This is a genomic window from Streptomyces sp. NPDC003042 (genome assembly GCF_053591315.1).
Map to the genome: position 1 here is coordinate 1 of NZ_JBSFTP010000049.1, position 15515 is coordinate 15515.

At 72.9% G+C, this 15515-nt stretch carries 12 protein-coding genes; 5 read left to right on the forward strand and 7 right to left on the reverse strand.

Going from position 1 to position 15515, the window contains the following annotated elements:
* Positions 1-91: 91 nt before the first annotated feature.
* From ACWDYJ_RS22815 to ACWDYJ_RS22830, 4 genes are all read right to left on the reverse strand, one after another.
* Positions 92-733 carry a pyridoxamine 5'-phosphate oxidase family protein gene (locus ACWDYJ_RS22815; RefSeq protein WP_451567430.1) on the reverse strand — a complete coding sequence of 214 codons (642 nt, stop codon included), beginning with the start codon at positions 731-733 and terminating at the stop codon, positions 92-94.
* A 36-nt stretch (positions 734-769) separates the two neighbouring features.
* The gene (locus ACWDYJ_RS22820; protein WP_451567431.1) at positions 770-1900 is read right to left on the reverse strand and encodes a globin domain-containing protein; all 1131 of its coding nucleotides are present in this window, start codon (positions 1898-1900) and stop codon (positions 770-772) included.
* 436 nt (positions 1901-2336) lie between these two features.
* Positions 2337-2786 (reverse strand): nitroreductase family deazaflavin-dependent oxidoreductase, encoded by a 450-nt coding sequence (locus tag ACWDYJ_RS22825; protein ID WP_451567432.1) that lies wholly within the window; start codon positions 2784-2786, stop codon positions 2337-2339.
* 74 nt (positions 2787-2860) lie between these two features.
* Positions 2861-4042: an FAD-dependent monooxygenase gene (locus ACWDYJ_RS22830; RefSeq protein ID WP_451567433.1), complete on the reverse strand. Its 1182-nt coding sequence runs from the start codon at positions 4040-4042 to the stop codon at positions 2861-2863.
* Between the two features lie 77 nt (positions 4043-4119).
* On the opposite strand from ACWDYJ_RS22830, the gene ACWDYJ_RS22835 reads away from it, so the two are divergent.
* Entirely contained in the window at positions 4120-4728 is a 609-nt protein-coding gene (locus ACWDYJ_RS22835; protein ID WP_451567434.1) for a TetR/AcrR family transcriptional regulator, read from the forward strand.
* A 170-nt stretch (positions 4729-4898) separates the two neighbouring features.
* Positions 4899-5291, forward strand: a complete 393-nt coding sequence (locus tag ACWDYJ_RS22840; RefSeq protein WP_451567435.1) for a VOC family protein — start codon at positions 4899-4901, stop codon at positions 5289-5291.
* On the opposite strand, the gene ACWDYJ_RS22845 is transcribed toward ACWDYJ_RS22840, so the two are convergent.
* The gene (locus ACWDYJ_RS22845; protein ID WP_451567436.1) at positions 5288-7186 is read right to left on the reverse strand and encodes a serine hydrolase; all 1899 of its coding nucleotides are present in this window, start codon (positions 7184-7186) and stop codon (positions 5288-5290) included. The two genes, ACWDYJ_RS22840 and ACWDYJ_RS22845, sit on opposite strands and share 4 nt — an antisense overlap.
* A gap of 147 nt (positions 7187-7333) precedes the next feature.
* Here ACWDYJ_RS22845 and ACWDYJ_RS22850 point away from each other — a divergent pair, with 147 nt between their 5' ends.
* The 3 genes from ACWDYJ_RS22850 to ACWDYJ_RS22860 all read left to right on the forward strand — a co-directional run bounded on the left by ACWDYJ_RS22850 (position 7334) and on the right by ACWDYJ_RS22860 (position 11390).
* Complete coding sequence (locus tag ACWDYJ_RS22850; RefSeq protein WP_451567437.1) at positions 7334-8440, forward strand: NAD(P)H-dependent flavin oxidoreductase; 1107 nt, start codon at positions 7334-7336, stop codon at positions 8438-8440.
* Between the two features lie 57 nt (positions 8441-8497).
* Positions 8498-10093 (forward strand): acyl-CoA synthetase, encoded by a 1596-nt coding sequence (locus tag ACWDYJ_RS22855; protein WP_451567438.1) that lies wholly within the window; start codon positions 8498-8500, stop codon positions 10091-10093.
* Positions 10094-10256: 163 nt separating this feature from the next.
* On the forward strand, positions 10257-11390 hold the full coding sequence (locus tag ACWDYJ_RS22860; RefSeq protein ID WP_451567439.1) for a calcium:proton antiporter: 1134 nt from the start codon (positions 10257-10259) through the stop codon (positions 11388-11390).
* A 50-nt stretch (positions 11391-11440) separates the two neighbouring features.
* On the opposite strand, the gene ACWDYJ_RS22865 is transcribed toward ACWDYJ_RS22860, so the two are convergent.
* Entirely contained in the window at positions 11441-13894 is a 2454-nt protein-coding gene (locus ACWDYJ_RS22865; RefSeq protein ID WP_451567479.1) for a penicillin acylase family protein, read from the reverse strand.
* A 680-nt stretch (positions 13895-14574) separates the two neighbouring features.
* Positions 14575-15426: a YhjD/YihY/BrkB family envelope integrity protein gene (locus tag ACWDYJ_RS22870; RefSeq protein WP_451567440.1), complete on the reverse strand. Its 852-nt coding sequence runs from the start codon at positions 15424-15426 to the stop codon at positions 14575-14577.
* Between the last annotated feature and the right edge of the window lie 89 nt (positions 15427-15515).

Sequence of the window (15515 nt, forward strand, 5' to 3'; positions counted from 1 at the left end):
GGGAGTCGACGCGGAGCGTCGGCGACCGACGACAACGCGGCGAGCGTGCGTGCCAGGCCCCACCGGCCAGGAGGGACTTTGACGACACGACCTAGGGCCCGGCCGGGTACCCCACGTTGGTGGAGGGTTCGGCCGAAGCCGTGCCGAGACCGGTGAAGTAGTGCGCGTCCTTGGGGCGCCCGGCGTCCGGACCGGCCGACCGGGGGGCCGGCTCCAGGTGGGGTATGTACTTGGAGCAGTGGATGTACGCCTCTTCGACGCTCAGATGGACCCACATCTCAGGATCGCGCCCCGGCGCGAGGTCGGTGGGCAGGCCGGGATGGAGGATGCGCAGGTCCGTGTCGCGGTAGAGGCGGGCCACGCCGTTGACGTGAAGGCCCACGTGGTGGTGGGTGAAGTCCACGAACAGCATGCCGAGGTGGGGGTTCTCCATCATGTTGCCGGCGCTGGCGAGCACACCGTTCCCGCGGAATTCGGGGTAGGCGAGCGTGTGGTCGTCCAGTACTTGGACGAACCCCGGCGGCCCGGCGCGGAAGCTGGCATCGCATTCTCCGTGGGAGTCGGCGGTGGCCAGGAAGACCATGGCCTGGCGGCCTATGAAGTCCCGCATATCGGGTGTCAGGCAGGGGCGCACCTGCTGATCGTAGAACCGGGCGGCGCGTTCGGCGGTGCCGAGGTGCTGCTGCAGCAGGTGCTCACCCGCTGATCCGAAGGACGGTGGGGGGAAGGTCACGGGGCGTTCTCCTGGCAGGACGGGCAAGCGCGTGGCTCAGGGAGTGGACAGGACGGGCGTCTCGAACGGGTCGTGGTGGATGCGGTCGGGCAAGGTGCCGCCCAGCGTGAGCGCTTCGCTGGCGGAGACCACCATCTGGGCCGGGCCGCTGAGGTAGACGTCGTGCTGGTACCACGGCCCGTACTCGGCCAGGACCTCGGGCAGGGACCCGCGGGTTCCGGGGATGTACTCGTGGGAGACCGCACCGCGGACGGTCAGCCAGTGGTGCCGCTGGGCCATCCGGAGCATGTCGTCGACCCCGTACAGCTCGGCGCCGGTGCGGGCGCCGAGGAACAGGTCCACCTGGTGGCGGCCGCCACGACGGGCGACTTCTTCGACGAGTGCGCGGATGGGAGCGAGGCCCGTGCCGCCGGCCACGCAGAGCAGGTCGCTGAAGACGGCGGCGTCGAGCACCATGTCCCCCATCGGGGGCCCGAGCTGGATGACGTCGCCCACCGTGGACCGGTGCACCAACGCGCTGCTGACCGCGCCGCCGGGCACCGCGCGCACGTGAAAGGTGAGGGTGCCGTCCGCACGGGGCGCGTTGGCCGGGGAGTAGTAGCGCCAGTGCTTGGGCCACCAGGGCGTCTCGACACTGACGTACTGTCCGGCCGCGTACTCGTAGGGCAGGTGGGGACGTACGGTGATCTCGGCGATGCCGTTTCCGCGCGGGGCGCGGTGCACGACCGTGGCGGGCCACACGGCGGGCCGTACCGCCTCGTCCTGCTCGGCAGCACTGATCATCACGTCGGCGACCACGCCGTACGCCTTGGTCCAGGCGGCGGCGATGTCCGCGGTCCACGCGGGGCCGGCGTAGCGGGCCAGAGAGGCGAGGAGGCACTCGCCCACGGCCGGGAAGTGCGCGGCGAGCGTGCCGAACTTGCGGTGGTCGCGCCCGAGGTGCCCACAGAAGCGAACCAGGCTCTCAGGGTCGTCGACCATGTCCACGATGCGCAGCAGAGCGCGCAGCAGGCGCCCGCGCTGGGCGTCCATCCCCGGCGGGAACATCGGCCGGACCTCGGGGTAGCGGGCGAAGAGGATCGCGTAGAAATAGACCGTCATTTCCATGGCGAGTGGCTCGACCACCGAGACGGAGGCCCGTATGAGGTCGATCTCGTGGGCCGACAAAGGAGGCTCGACGACCTCCGGCTGGGCCGGGTGTACGGCCGGGGCGGGTGGCGGATTCCACAGGGGCGGGGGCGTGGATGTGTTGCTCGCGCGATTGAGCCGGAATCTCAACGGACCAGCGCTCCTCCATCCCCTATTCGGGATGGCTTCCCTCCGGCGGACCGTGGGGCGGCATCACTCATGGGGCCACGCCGCCCGAGCGTGCTTCGGGCGGGAGCGGTGACGGGGGTGTCGAAGGTGGCGGGCATGAGTCCTCATGGTGGGAGGAATGTTGAAACGGATCAGGCGGCTCCGGACGCTACATGATCCTGGAGGTGACTCAGAAGTAGCTAGGGGGTGTGAGCGGAATAGACCCGATTCCTCCCCGGCCCTGGCGGGCCCGCGACGGCGTTCGAGCCCTGCCCGGGGAGCGAACGTCCGTCGCGGGGCCTTCCGGCTACTTCCCCCTGACCGGTTCGATCACGACGATCGGGATCTCACGGTCGGTCTTCGTCTGGTACTCGTCGTACGCGGGCCAGTGCCTGACCATCAGCGGCCGGTACGCGGCGCGCTCCTCGGAGGTCGCCGTGCGCGCGGTGGCGTGGTGCGTCCGGGGGCCGACCTGGATGCGGACCTCGGGGTGAGCGGTCAGGTTCTTGTACCAGAGGGGGTGCTCGGGAGCGCCGCCCTTGGAGGCGACGAGGAAGTAGCGGCCGTCGTCCTCGCCGTAGATGAGCGGGGTCCGCACGGCGTTGCCGGAGACGCGTCCCACGGTGGTCAGCAGCAGGGTCTGGGTGCCGTTCCAGAACTGGCCCTCGGCTCCGTTCGAGCCCACGTACAGCTTGACGTGGTCCAGCTGCCAGCCGGGCTTGGGGTCGGTCGGGTTGTCCCAGTCGATGTCGGTCATGAGGCTTGGCCTGCCTTCGAGTTGAACGGTCAACAAACCACAACAACGAACACCAACGCCCCTGGGCACGGCCGTCATGCCCCGTACGCCGGAAGGACGGGGCCGTTGAACAGGTCGTCCAGGGCGCCCCGGGTGGCGCGCGCGGGGGTGGCGCGGACGGCGAGGTCGCGGACGGCCACGGCCAGCGGGTGGGAGAGGGCGGCGATCCGGCCCGCGCGGCGGGCGCGGACGCGGATGGCGTCGGTGCGGGCGAGGCGGGCCCGGGTGTAGGCGGCGAGGGCGGCCGGTATCCGCGCCGGGTCCGCCGCACCGTCCAGCAGGCGGGCCAGGACGACGCCGTCCTCGACGGCCTGGCAGCCGCCCTGGCCGAGGTTGGGGGTCATGGCGTGCGCGGCGTCGCCGATCCAGGCGATGCGGCCGTCGTGGAGGCGGGGGAGCGGGCCCGCCAGGTCGTACAGGTCGTGCTGGCGCACCGCCGCGGGGTCGAGCCGCTCCAGGAGTACGGGGATCGGATCGTGCCAGGCGCCGTAGCGGCGCAGCAGTTCGGCGCGGGCGTCCGCGGGCCGGTACCCCTCGGGGACGACGGCGGTGGCGTAGACGTAGATCCGGCCGTCGGCGAGCGGGACCACCCCGAAGCGCTCGCCGCGGCCCCAGGTCTCGGCCGCCGTGGGCGGCGGCCCGTCGGGGGGCAGGACGGCGCGCCAGGCCGTCTCGCCGCTGTAGCGCAGGCCGGGGTGGGCGGGGAAGTGGTGGCGGCGCAGAGGGCTGTGGATGCCGTCGGCGGCGATCACGACGTCGGCGGTGAGGTCGCCGGAGGCGGTACGGACCACCGGGCGGCCGTCGGCCTCGGCCGCGTCCACGGCGGTGACGGCCGTCCCGTACGCGACGGCGGTGTCGGGCAGTGCGGCGGCCAGCCCGGCGGTGAGGGTCTGACGGTGCACGGCGAGCGGGGGCCGGCCGTAACGGGCGGCCAGAGCGGCGGTGTCGGGGCGCAGGAGCCAGTCTCCGGTCGGTCGGCGCAGTCCGCCCAGGGCGGCCGGTGAGGCGTGCCCGGCCGTGCGGGCGGCGTCGAAGCCGACGGCGTCGAAGGCGCGCAGGGCGTTGGGGGCGAGGACGATCCCGGCCCCGGTGTCGGCCGGACCGGCTGCCTTCTCGCACACGGTGACATGCCACCCGTGACGGTGCAGTGCCACAGCGGCGGTGAGCCCGCCGATTCCCGCACCCACGACGACGGCGTGGCGCTGACGCTCCGGCATGGCGTACTCCTCCGCGTTCGACACACCCTCTACATCCGTAGAGGGTGTGCTCCACTCTACAGCTGTAGAGTGGAGTCATGTCCACCCCCGAAGGGCCCGGCCCCCGCACGAGCGACCGCAGAACCCTCCTCGCGGACACCGCGATCCACCTGGTCGCCGCCGGTGGCCTGCGGAGCCTGACCCACCGGGCCGTCGACGGCGCGGCGGCGCTGCCGGCGGGCAGCACCTCGTACTACTTCCGGACGCGGACGGCGCTGATCGGCGCCTGCTACCGGCGGGTGGCCGAGCTCGACCTCGCGGACCTCGACGCGGACGTCCCCGACCTGCCGCCCGACCGGGACGCGGTCGCGCGGGCGCTGGCCGCGCTGCTGCACCAGTGGCTGACCGTGGGCCGGGCGCGTCAGCTGGCCCGCTTCGAGCTCAGCCTGGAGGCGGCGCGGAACCCGGAGCTGGAGCCCGAACTCCACCAGGCCGGCCTCGGCGCCCGGGCCCGCGCGGCCGAGATCCTCGCCGCCCTGGGGGCGGACCGGCCCCGGGAGTCCGCCGAACTTCTGGCCGCCTGGACCGACGGCCTGCTCTACGACCGCCTCGCGGGTTCCCTCGCCCGCTCCCGCCCGGCGCCGGACCCGGCCGAACTGACCGCCACCGTGCGGCGGATGATCGACGCGGCGCTGGACACGACCTAGTGCTGTGGGCGGAAAGGTTTGCCGGGTCGCGGCGTCCGGTGGGGCGCATCCCAAGGCGGAGGGCCGCAGCTCGTACTGGACGTACTCGCGCGGTCCGACAACGCAGGGAGGTGCCGTGCCGGGCGTCGTGACCCGGTGGACCTTGCCGGTCACGGCACTAGGATCCGGTCATGATCGCTGAATTGCAGTGCGTGGTGCTGGACTGTCCCGATCCGCTGCGGCTCGCCGAGTTCTACGGGGAGTTGCTGGGCGGCACCGTCAACCAGCCCGACCGGCGCTGGTCGGTGGACGAGCACTGGGCCACGCTGCACACCCCCGCAGGAGCCGTCCTGGCCTTCCAGCGGGTCGCCGACCACCAGCCACCCCGCTGGCCGGACCCCGCCCGCCCCCAGCAGTTCCACCTGGACCTGGCGGTCCCGGACCTGGACCGGGGACAGGAAGAGGTACTGGCCCTCGGTGCGACCCTCCTCGACGACGGCTCGACCGGCCCCGCGACCCAGGACTGGCGCGTCTACGCGGACCCGGCGGGCCACCCCTTCTGCCTGGTCCGCCACACCGGCTAGTCCGCCGAGCGGGTCCAGCCCGCGGCCTCGATGCGGGCGGCGTCCGCGGGGCGGTCCTCGGCGAAGAGCAGGCGCGCCCTCTCGGCCACGCGGATCACGTCCACGTACACCCCGCGTCCGAGGTACCGGCCCGTCGCCGCGTGCCGGAAGCGGAGCCGGACCTCGCGGCCCGCCCAGGCGGGCAGGGGAGCCTCGAGGCGGTGCCAGATGCGGCCCGACCAGCCGCCCGCCGAGCCCTGCGGCCACTGTTCGGGGGTGCCTCCGGTGCTGCGTACCGTGCTGAACGGCAGCGGCTCCCAGGTCACCCCGTCGGCGGAGGCCTCCAGGTGGAAGGCGCCCGCATCCGGCACGGTGTCCCACCACACGGCGCAGCGCAGCCTCCCGCCCGCCGTGGCGGGGGTCAGCGGCGGGAGGGTGAGGGTGCCCGCGCCGCCCGTCTCCATGCCGGAGTACCACGCGGGGCCGCCGTGCTTCGTGCGCACGGGGACGGACCGGGCGAAGCGGTTGCCGACCGCGACCCTGGGCGCGCTGCCCGCCCGCCAGCTCCGTACGGGGTGGACGGAGTTGCCGAGCAGGATCAGGAAGGAGTCGGTGGACGGGTCGAGTACGAGGGAGGTGCCGGTGAATCCGGTGTGCCCGGCGGAGTGCGGGGTGGCCATGGCGCCCATGTACCAGTGCTGGTAGAGCTCGAAGCCGAGACCGTGGTCGTCGCCGGGGAAGGCGGTGTTGTAGTCGGTGAAGAGCAGCTCGACGGAGCCGGGGCGCAGGATGCGCTTGCCCGCGTAGACCCCGCCGTCGAGCAGGGCGCGGGAGAGGACGGCCAGGTCCCAGGCGGTGCCGAAGACTCCCGCGTGGCCCGCGACGCCGCCGAGGGCGTACGCGTTCTCGTCGTGGACCTCGCCCCACACCAGCCCGCGGTCCAGGCCGGACCAGGGCGGGCGCTGCACCTCGGTGGCGGCCGTGACCCGGCGCCAGGAGAGCGGTGGGTTGTAACGAGTGCGGTGCATCCCGAGTGGAGCGGTGATCTCGTCGTGGAGCAGGACGTCCAAAGTGCGACTGGTGATCCGTTCCAGGAGCAGCTGGAGCGCGATGAGGTTCAGGTCCGAATACCGGTACACCGTCCCCGGGGTCTCCTGTGGCCGCACCGACCACAGCAGCCTCAGCTGCCCCTCGCGCGTGGGCTCCTGGTAGAACGGCGCCCACGAACGCAGCCCCGAGGTGTGCGTCAGGAGCTGACGGACCGTGACGGCCGCCTTGCCGCCCTCCGTGAATTCCGGGAGGTAGCGGCACACCGGCGCCTCCAGCTCCAGCCGGCCCCGCTCCATCTGCTGCACGGCCAGGATGGAGGTGAACAGCTTGCTCAGCGAGGCCAGGTCGAAGACCGTGTCCTCGGCCATCGCGATCCGCTCCGCGGACGGGAACTCCTTGGGCCGCTCCAGCCGCCCGTCGTAGTCCGCGTACCGGACCGCGTCACCCATCGCCCGGTGGAGGGCGATGGTGCGCCCGCGCCCGGCGAGGACCACCGCCCCGGCATAGTAAGGGTGCTCGGGGGAGGGGCCGAGGAAGCGCCGGGCCTCGTCCGCCACGCCTTCGAGGTGCCTCTCCAGCAGCCCGGCCTGGCGCGCGGAGCCGTAGCGCAGGCGCAGCCCCTGCAAGGCCCGCCGCTCCGCCGGACCGCCCGAGGCCCCGGCCGCCGACCCGGGCAGCGCGGCGTGCAGTACGAGCACTCCGCCGAGCGCGAGCAGCCGCGCCCCGAGCCGTCTGCGCGTCAGTCCCCTGCCCGTGGCCGTGGCCGTGGCCGTGTCCCTGCCCGTGGCCGGGTCGTCGTCCGCCGTACCGCCCTCCGTACCACCCGTCGCACCGGCCGCCGTTGCGACCGTCGCCGTACCGCCCATGTCCGGCCCTCCTGTTCCTGCCCGCGCACGCTACTGGGTATCTGCCCGCCCGCTCCCCACCCTCCGCACCGACCGGCCCGCAAAGAATCTGACACAGCATCAGAAAATCTCTTCCCTCGGCCGCCACCCTGCGGCATCCTCACGCCCATGGAGACGGAGCTGAGCAAGAAACTGGGAGTCGAGCACGCCATCTTCGGCTTCACGCCCTTCCCGGCGGTCGCCGCCGCCATCACCCGCGCGGGTGGATTCGGCGTCCTCGGCGCGGTCCGCTACACCGCCCCCGACGACCTCAAACGCGACCTCGACTGGATGCAGGCGAACACCGACGGGAAGCCGTACGGCCTCGACGTCGTCATGCCCGCCAAGAAGGCCGTCGACGGTGTCAGCGAGGCCGACATCGAGGCGATGATCCCGGCCGGGCACCGGGAGTTCGTACGCGAGACCCTCGCCAAGCACCACGTACCCGAGCTCGCCGAGGGCGAGGCATCCGGCTGGCGGATCACCGGATGGATGGAACAGGTCGCACGCAACCAGCTCGACGTCGCCTTCGACTACCCCATCAAACTCCTTGCCAACGCCCTCGGTTCCCCACCCGCCGACGTCATCGGCCGCGCCCACGACCACGGCGTCCTCGTCGCCGCCCTCGCGGGCAGCGCCAAACACGCCCGCCGCCACGCCGAAGCCGGCATCGACATCGTCGTCGCCCAGGGCTACGAGGCCGGCGGTCACACCGGCGACATCGCCACCATGGTCCTGGTCCCCGAGATCGCCGAGGCCGTCGCCCCGCTCCCGGTCCTCGCCGCCGGCGGGATCGGCAGCGGCGCACAGATCGCCGCCGGCCTCGCGCTCGGCGCCCAGGGAGCCTGGCTCGGCTCCCTGTGGCTCACCACCACCGAAGCGGACCTCCACTCCCGCGCCCTCACCGAGAAGCTCCTCGCCGCCGGATCCGGCGACACCGTCCGCTCCCGCGCCCTCACCGGCAAGCCCGCCCGCCAGCTGCGCACCGAGTGGACCGACGCCTGGGACGACCCGGACGGGCCCGGCGCGCTCCCCATGCCGCTCCAGGGCCTGCTGGTCGCCGAGGCCGTGTCCCGGATCCAGAAGTACGAGGTCCAGCCGCTGCTCGGCACCCCCGTCGGCCAGATCGTCGGCCGGATGAACACCGAACGCAGCGTCCAGGCCGTCTTCGACGACCTCACCCGCGGCTTCGAGCACGCCATCGACCGCATCACCCATATCGCCGGCCGCGCCTGAGAGCGAGCCGAGGCCGATCCGAGATCGAGCCGAGACCGAGAGAGGAGCGCGACCGCCATGACCGGCAACACGACCGACAACACGACCGACAACACGACCGACGAACAGTCTCTTCCCAATGGTTTCTGGGCGCAGGCCGCCGCCGACCCGGAGCGCACCGTCCTGGTCACCCCGGAGGGCGAGGAGTGGAGCGCCGGCCGCCTCCACGCCGACGTCAACCGGCTCGTCCACGGACTGCGCGCCGCCGGGCTGGAGAGGGGCGACGCCTTCGCCGTCGTCCTGCCCAACAGCGTCGAGTTCATCACCGCCTACCTCGCCGCCTCCCAGGCCGGCTTCTACCTCGTCCCGGTCAACCACCACCTCGTCGGCCCCGAGATCGCCTGGATCGTCGCCGACTCCGGCGCCAAGGTCCTCGTAGCCCACGAGCGCTTCGCCGCGGCCGCCACGACCGCCGCCGACGAGGCGGGCCTGCCCGCGCGGCGCCGGTACGCCGTCGGCGCCGTCCCGGGCTTCCGGCCGTACGCCGAACTCCTGGACGGGCAGCCCGGCACACCTCCGTCCGAGCGCACCCTCGGCTGGGTGATGAACTACACCTCCGGTACCACCGGCCGCCCGCGCGGCATCCGCCGGCCGCTGTCCGGCAAGCTCCCGGAGGAGACGTACCTCGGTGGTTTCCTCGGCATCTTCGGCATCCGCCCCTTCGACGGCAACGTCCACCTCGTCTGCTCGCCGCTCTACCACACCGCCGTGCTCCAGTTCGCGGGCGCGTCCCTGCACATCGGGCATCCGCTGGTCCTGATGGACAAGTGGAGCCCGCAGGAGATGCTGCGCCTGATCGACCAGCGGGCCTGCACGCACACCCACATGGTCCCGACCCAGTTCCACCGCCTGCTCGCCCTGCCGCAGGAGACCAGGGACGCCTACGACGTGTCCTCCATGCGGCACGCCATCCACGGCGCCGCCCCCTGCCCCGACCACGTCAAGCGGGCGATGATCGACTGGTGGGGCCGGTGCGTGGAGGAGTACTACGCGGCCAGCGAGGGCGGCGGTGCCTTCGCCACCGCCGACGAGTGGCTGAAGAAGCCGGGAACCGTCGGCAAGGCCTGGCCGATCAGCGAGCTCGCCATCTTCGACGACGACGGAAACCGGCTGCCGGCGGGTGAACTCGGCACGGTCTACCTGAAGATGAACACCGGCGGCTTCAGCTACCACAAGGACGAGGGTAAGACGAAGAAGAACCGCATCGGCGACTTCTTCACGGTCGGGGACCTCGGGCTGCTGGACGAGGAGGGGTACCTCTTCCTGCGCGACCGCAAGATCGACATGATCATCTCCGGTGGCGTGAACATCTACCCGGCGGAGATCGAGTCGGCCCTGCTCACCCACCCGGCGGTCGCGGACGCCGCCGCCTTCGGCATCCCGCACGACTCCTGGGGCGAGGAGGTCAAGGCGGTCATCGAGCCCGCCGAGGGCTTCGTGGCGGGGGACGCGCTGGCCGCGGAGATCCTGCACCACTGCGAGCGGCAGCTCGCCGGCTACAAACGCCCGAAGTCGGTGGACTTCATCGAGACGATGCCGCGCGATCCGAACGGCAAGCTGTACAAGCGCCGCCTGCGCGACCCGTACTGGGAGGGCCGCGAGCGCGCGATGTGACCTCACTCGGTGACATGTCACGGTGTCATCTCACCGTGCGCGGCGCGTCAGCGGCCTGCCCGAGCGCCCGCCACGCCCGGCCGGTCGGTGAAAGCGCCACGTCAGGGCCCCGGAGGCGCGCCGTGCCCCGTACCCGGGGGTCGGTTCTGGCAACTTGGCCGACATGAGTACGGCAACGCGCACTTCCCCCCTGACCGACTGGACCCTGGTGGTCCCCGTGGTGGCGCTCGTCGCGCTCGTCTTCAGCTGGGGGCGCGATCTGCCCTCGGTCGCGGTGGTGCTGGTCTCCCTCTGCCTCGCGGGCGCGGTACTGGCGGCCGTCCACCACGCCGAAGTCGTCGCCCACCGCGTCGGCGAACCCTTCGGCTCGCTCGTCCTCGCCGTGGCCGTCACCGTCATCGAAGTGGCTCTGATCGTCACCCTGATGGCCGACGGCGGCGACGAGACCTCCTCCCTGGCACGCGACACCGTCTTCGCCGCCGTCATGATCACCTGCAACGGCATCGTCGGCGTGTCCCTCCTCGTCGGCGCCCTGCGCAACCGGGTCGCCGTCTTCCACGCCGAGGGCTCGGGGGCGGCCCTGGCGACCGTCGCGACCCTCGCCGTGCTCAGCCTGGTCCTGCCGACCTTCACCACCTCCAGGCCCGGCCCGGAGTTCTCCACCGCGCAGCTGACCTTCGCCGCCGTCGCCTCCCTCGCCCTCTACGGCCTGTTCGTCGCCGTCCAGACCGTCCGCCACCGGGACTACTTCCTGCCCGTGGACACCGAGCGGCGCACGGCCGAAGCGGCCCGCGCCGCCGCGGCGGGGGACGAGGACGGCGACCACGCCCAACCGCCCACCGCCCGCGCCGCCCTGATCAGCCTCGGCCTGCTGCTCGTCGCGCTCGTCGCGGTCGTCGGCAACGCCAAGGCCGTCTCCCCGACCATCGAGGCGGGCGTCGCGAACGCCGGCCTGCCGCACGCCGTCGTCGGTGTGATCATCGCCCTGCTCGTCCTGCTGCCCGAGACCCTGGCCGCCGTCCGCGCCGCCCGCCGCGACCGGGTCCAGACCAGCCTCAACCTCGCGTACGGCTCCGCCATCGCCAGCATCGGCCTGACCATCCCGGCCATCGCCCTGGCCTCCGTCTGGCTCTCCGGGCCGCTGCTGCTCGGTCTCGGGCCGATCCACATGGTGCTCCTCGCCCTGACCGTGGTGGTCAGCGCCCTCACGATCGTGCCCGGCCGCGCCACGCTGCTCCAGGGCGGTGTGCACATCGTGCTGCTCGCCGCGTACCTCTTCCTCGCCGTCAGCCCGTGACCGCGCGACGACGCGGCGCGGGTGCGGGCCGACGGCGAGGACCCGACCGGTCAGCGCCGCTCGCGCGCCCAGACCACCTTCAGCTGCGGCGAGGTGAGGATGTCGCGCTCGCAGAACCGCGAGGTGACCCAGCGCTCCTGCGAGAACAGCCGCGTCTGGTCGGCGTAGAAGGGCGAGGCCGGGTTCGCCGACTGGCTGTACGTCAGCACCGTGCGGGCCACCGGGCAGCGACCCCCGTTCCAGCCGACCGCCTGCATGTGGCTGGACCCGTGAACGATCTCCGGATAGCCGCCCGCGGCCGCGTTCCACGGCGCCTCGATCTTGTTCCAGACGCCGAGCGCCTCGGTCCCACCGCCCACCGGCAGCTTCTCCCCGCCGCGCACCACGAACTGGTGGTCACCCAGCTGCGCGTCCAGCGCGATCCCGGCCGTCCGCAGTTCGGTGACCGCGTCCGCCAGCGCCCGCCCGATCCCCGGGGCCGTCCGGTTCAGCGTACGAGGCGTGCGGACCGGATCGGCCGGGTCGAAGGGCACCAGCCACAGGTCCTTGGCCGGCGTCGTCGCCGTCAGCTTGCGCCAGAAGCGGTCGAACAGCAGCGCCCCCCGGCTGGAACTGTCGGCCGTACGGTCCCAGCCCGCCAGCACCCCGCAGGCCGCCGAGACGTCCACCGTCGCGCCGTCGCTGCCGGACGCCGTACCGCCGGGCAGGGCGGCGCAGGCCTTGGCCGCGTCGGTGGCTGCCAGGTCACCGGCCGGGACCCGGTTCGCGTACTGCTGCTTCTGCAGGTCGCCCACCGTCAGCGCGCCGCGCGCGGCCATCGCCGACACGTCCTCGACCGCGCCGCGCGTGCGCAGCGAGCGCGGAGTGCCGAGGCTGCCCCAGATCCGCTCGTAGCCGGTCAGCGGCTGGTCGGCATTGGCCAGCCAGGCGCTGTCGTTGGAGTTCTCCACGTACGGGGCGTCCCGCAGCGTCGGCGCCCTGCCGGGTCCGAACACGCCCGGCTGCACCGCGTCCGGATCCGAGCCGAGCGCGCAGTCGCCGCGTGAACCGTCCAGCACGGCCAGCCCCGAAGAGGCGTACGTGGCCTTGCCGAGCGGGGTGGAACAGCGGGCGGCGAGCTCGTCGGTGATCCGGGGAAGCACCTGGGACTGCGTGAACAGGGTGCCGCCCGCCGAGTCCGCGGCGATGGTGTTGACCCAGGGCAGGCCCTGCGTGCGGGCCAGGGCGTCCCGCATCGCGCCGACCGTGCGGGACTTGCCGAGGGCGAGGGCGGTGTCGGAGCCGCGCAGGTTCATCGCGTTGGGGTCGTTGAGCGCGTACGCGCCGGTCGCCGTCCAGGGCAGCGGGAGCCCCGGGCCGAGGTGCGTGACGACCGGACCGTAGCGCGTCCACCACTGGCTGCGGGTGACCGGAGCCCCGCCCGCCACCTGGACGCTGACCTTCCGCTCAGTCATCTTCTCCGGCTCGCCGTCGACGAGGTACGCCGTCGGGTCGGCCGGGTCGAGGGTGAGCTCATGCAGGTTGAGCGTGGTGCCGGTGGCCACCGTGTGGCTCCACGCCACCTTGTCGTTGAAGCCGATGTTCACCACGGTGGTGCCGAGCAGGGAACCGCCCGAGACGTTCAGCTCCCCCGGGATGGTCTGCTGCGACTGCCAGAAGCGGCGCCCGCCGTGCCAGGGGTAGTGCGGGTTCCCGAGCAGCAGGCCGCTGCCGTTGGCCGTGGTCGAGCCGCTGAAGGCCACCGCGTTGGAGCCCATGTCGTAGCGGCTGGTGTCGAAGAACTCCCGCGCGGCCTCGGCGACGGCCGCCGGATCGATGTCCGGCGCCGCCGCCGTACGGGCGGCCGTACCCGGCGGCTCCGCCGCGGTACCCCTACTCCTGCCCGGCGGCTCCGCCGCCGTGATGCCGTCGATGCCGCGCCCCTGCCCGCCGAGCACCGAGACCGCGTAGCCGCGTGCGGCCACGTCGGTGGCGGTGACCGGGTGCACCCAGCCGGCGCCCTTGCACGCCGGGTCGGTGATCTGGTTCTGGGCGAGCCAGGCGTTGTACCCGGCCGCCCAGCCGCGCATCAGCTCCTTGAGGTCCTTGCTCGGACCGGCCGGAGCGGGCGTGGCCAGCAGCTTCTCGACCGTGCCGGACTCCCGTACGCCCTTGAAATACAGGTCGCCGGCGAGGTTCTTGGTGGCGGAGGAGAGCGAGCCGTCGTGCGTGGCGTCGGGGCCGAACCAGCCTGAACGTTCACCGGCGACCGTCACGAACCCGTCCGCGAGGACGCACACCTGGTCGGCTGCCTGCGCCCAGCCGGTGCCGAAGCCGAGGCGGGCGTAGTCCTGGGCCAGGATGTGCGGGATGCCGTGCTCGGTGTACCGGATGACGGCGGAGAGACCGCCGCCGGACGGGTTGCGGTCCCCGGTCGCCGCCGAGGCCTGCGGTATCGCGGTCGTTGCGGTCGCCGCGGTCGCCGCGGTCGTCGCGGCGAGCAGGGCTGCGCTGGTGAGGGCGATCCGGCGCAAGAACGGACGAGTGCGGCGGTGACCACCGAATGAGGGCAACGTACCTCCCAAGTAGCCTGAAGACGGGCGTGGTTGCCCGTCACGTAGGCGGAGCTCGCGTGCCCGCATACTCACGCAGGCGACCCCGGGATCTGTCAACATCCCGTTTGGTATCCCCGGTTGGCGGTTCTGGCCCGACCGGGCCGCCGTCCGCCACCGCGACCGGACCCGGACGTACGCGGACCGTCTCCACCGGCGCCCCAGGGTCTCGACGTGCGGCGTCAACAGCTCGGCCGCCCGCTCGCGTCGGCGGCAGCGTCGGCGCGTCCAACGCCGACGTGGCCGTAGTCGTTGCGGGCACTCACCGATGTGCGGCGCCTACCGGCGGGCAGTCCGGCGCTGCCCGAGGAGGACCCGGCGGTGGTCGGACAGGTTCCTCCGCCCGCTGCCGCGACCGACGACGACCGTCAAGGGGTGGGCGTGCAATACGCGCAGCTCAGGGACCACAGGGCGCGGGCCATCGAGCGCGCCTACCGCGGCACCACCGCCCCGCCCGCACCCGGGATCCCGGCGCAGGCCCCCGCGGGCCGGCCCCACCGCGACACCTGGGAGTTCCTCTTCCCCTCGCGCTCGACCACGGGGCGCTTCCGCACCCGCCCGCCGTCGAGGACATCGGCCTCCACTCGGGCCGGTCACCACGGGTGCGGGTCATCAGGAGCGGGGTGGGCGGGGAGTACTCCGCGTTCCCGCAGGCGGCGCAGGGTCAGGTGCTCGTGGACCAGTCGGCCGACCATCGCCCCGCCGTAGACGACGAAACCGACCCCGACCAGCCACGACTGGACGACCAGCAGCGTGCCGAAGGGGCCGTACGTGACGGCGTTGGAGGCGATCAGCGGGGAGAACACCAGCTGCGAGAAGAGCCGGAGGCCGAGCAGGCCGAGGCTGGTGGCCACCGCTCCGGGAAGCAGCGCGCGCCAGCGGACCCGGCCGCCCAGCAGGATCCTGCCCGAGGTCCAGAAGAACACGCAGGTGCCCACCACGTCGCCCGTGGCGCCGACGATCGACCCCACCACGTCGTCGGACGGGGCGGGGATCCCGACGAGCAGAGCGAGGTAGCAGACGAGCATGGCCAGCCAGACGACATGTCGCCACATGGTGTGCCAGCGGGCGGTGGGCAGGTCCCAGACCTTCTCGTACCCGGTCTGCACGGCGGAACCGAAGGTCAGGCCGAACACCGCCAGCGCGGCCAGACCGAAGGCGGTGGTCCGCTCCAGCGCCAGGTCAGCCGCCCCGAACAGCAGCTCCACCCGGTCCCGCGAGGACTCCGTCACCCCGAGGGCCTGACCCAGCCAGCGGCCGAAGCCCGAGCCGCTGCCGGGCGCGGCGGCGGCCACGACCACCAGCAGCGGAACGAGGGTCAGGAACCCGAGGGCCGCGAAGCCCATCGCCCGGTGCATGAGCTCGATCTCCCGGCCACGACCCCAGGCCAGCCCCGCGGGGGAGCCCTGGAGCCGGTCGTAGAGCTGCCGCAGGATCGAGGTCACGCCTCATGCACTACCCGGGCGCGACCGCCGGCTCCCGGGACCGGCGGCCAAGTGGGCCCGAAGGGGTGGTTTCGACCGCCGTCAGCGCG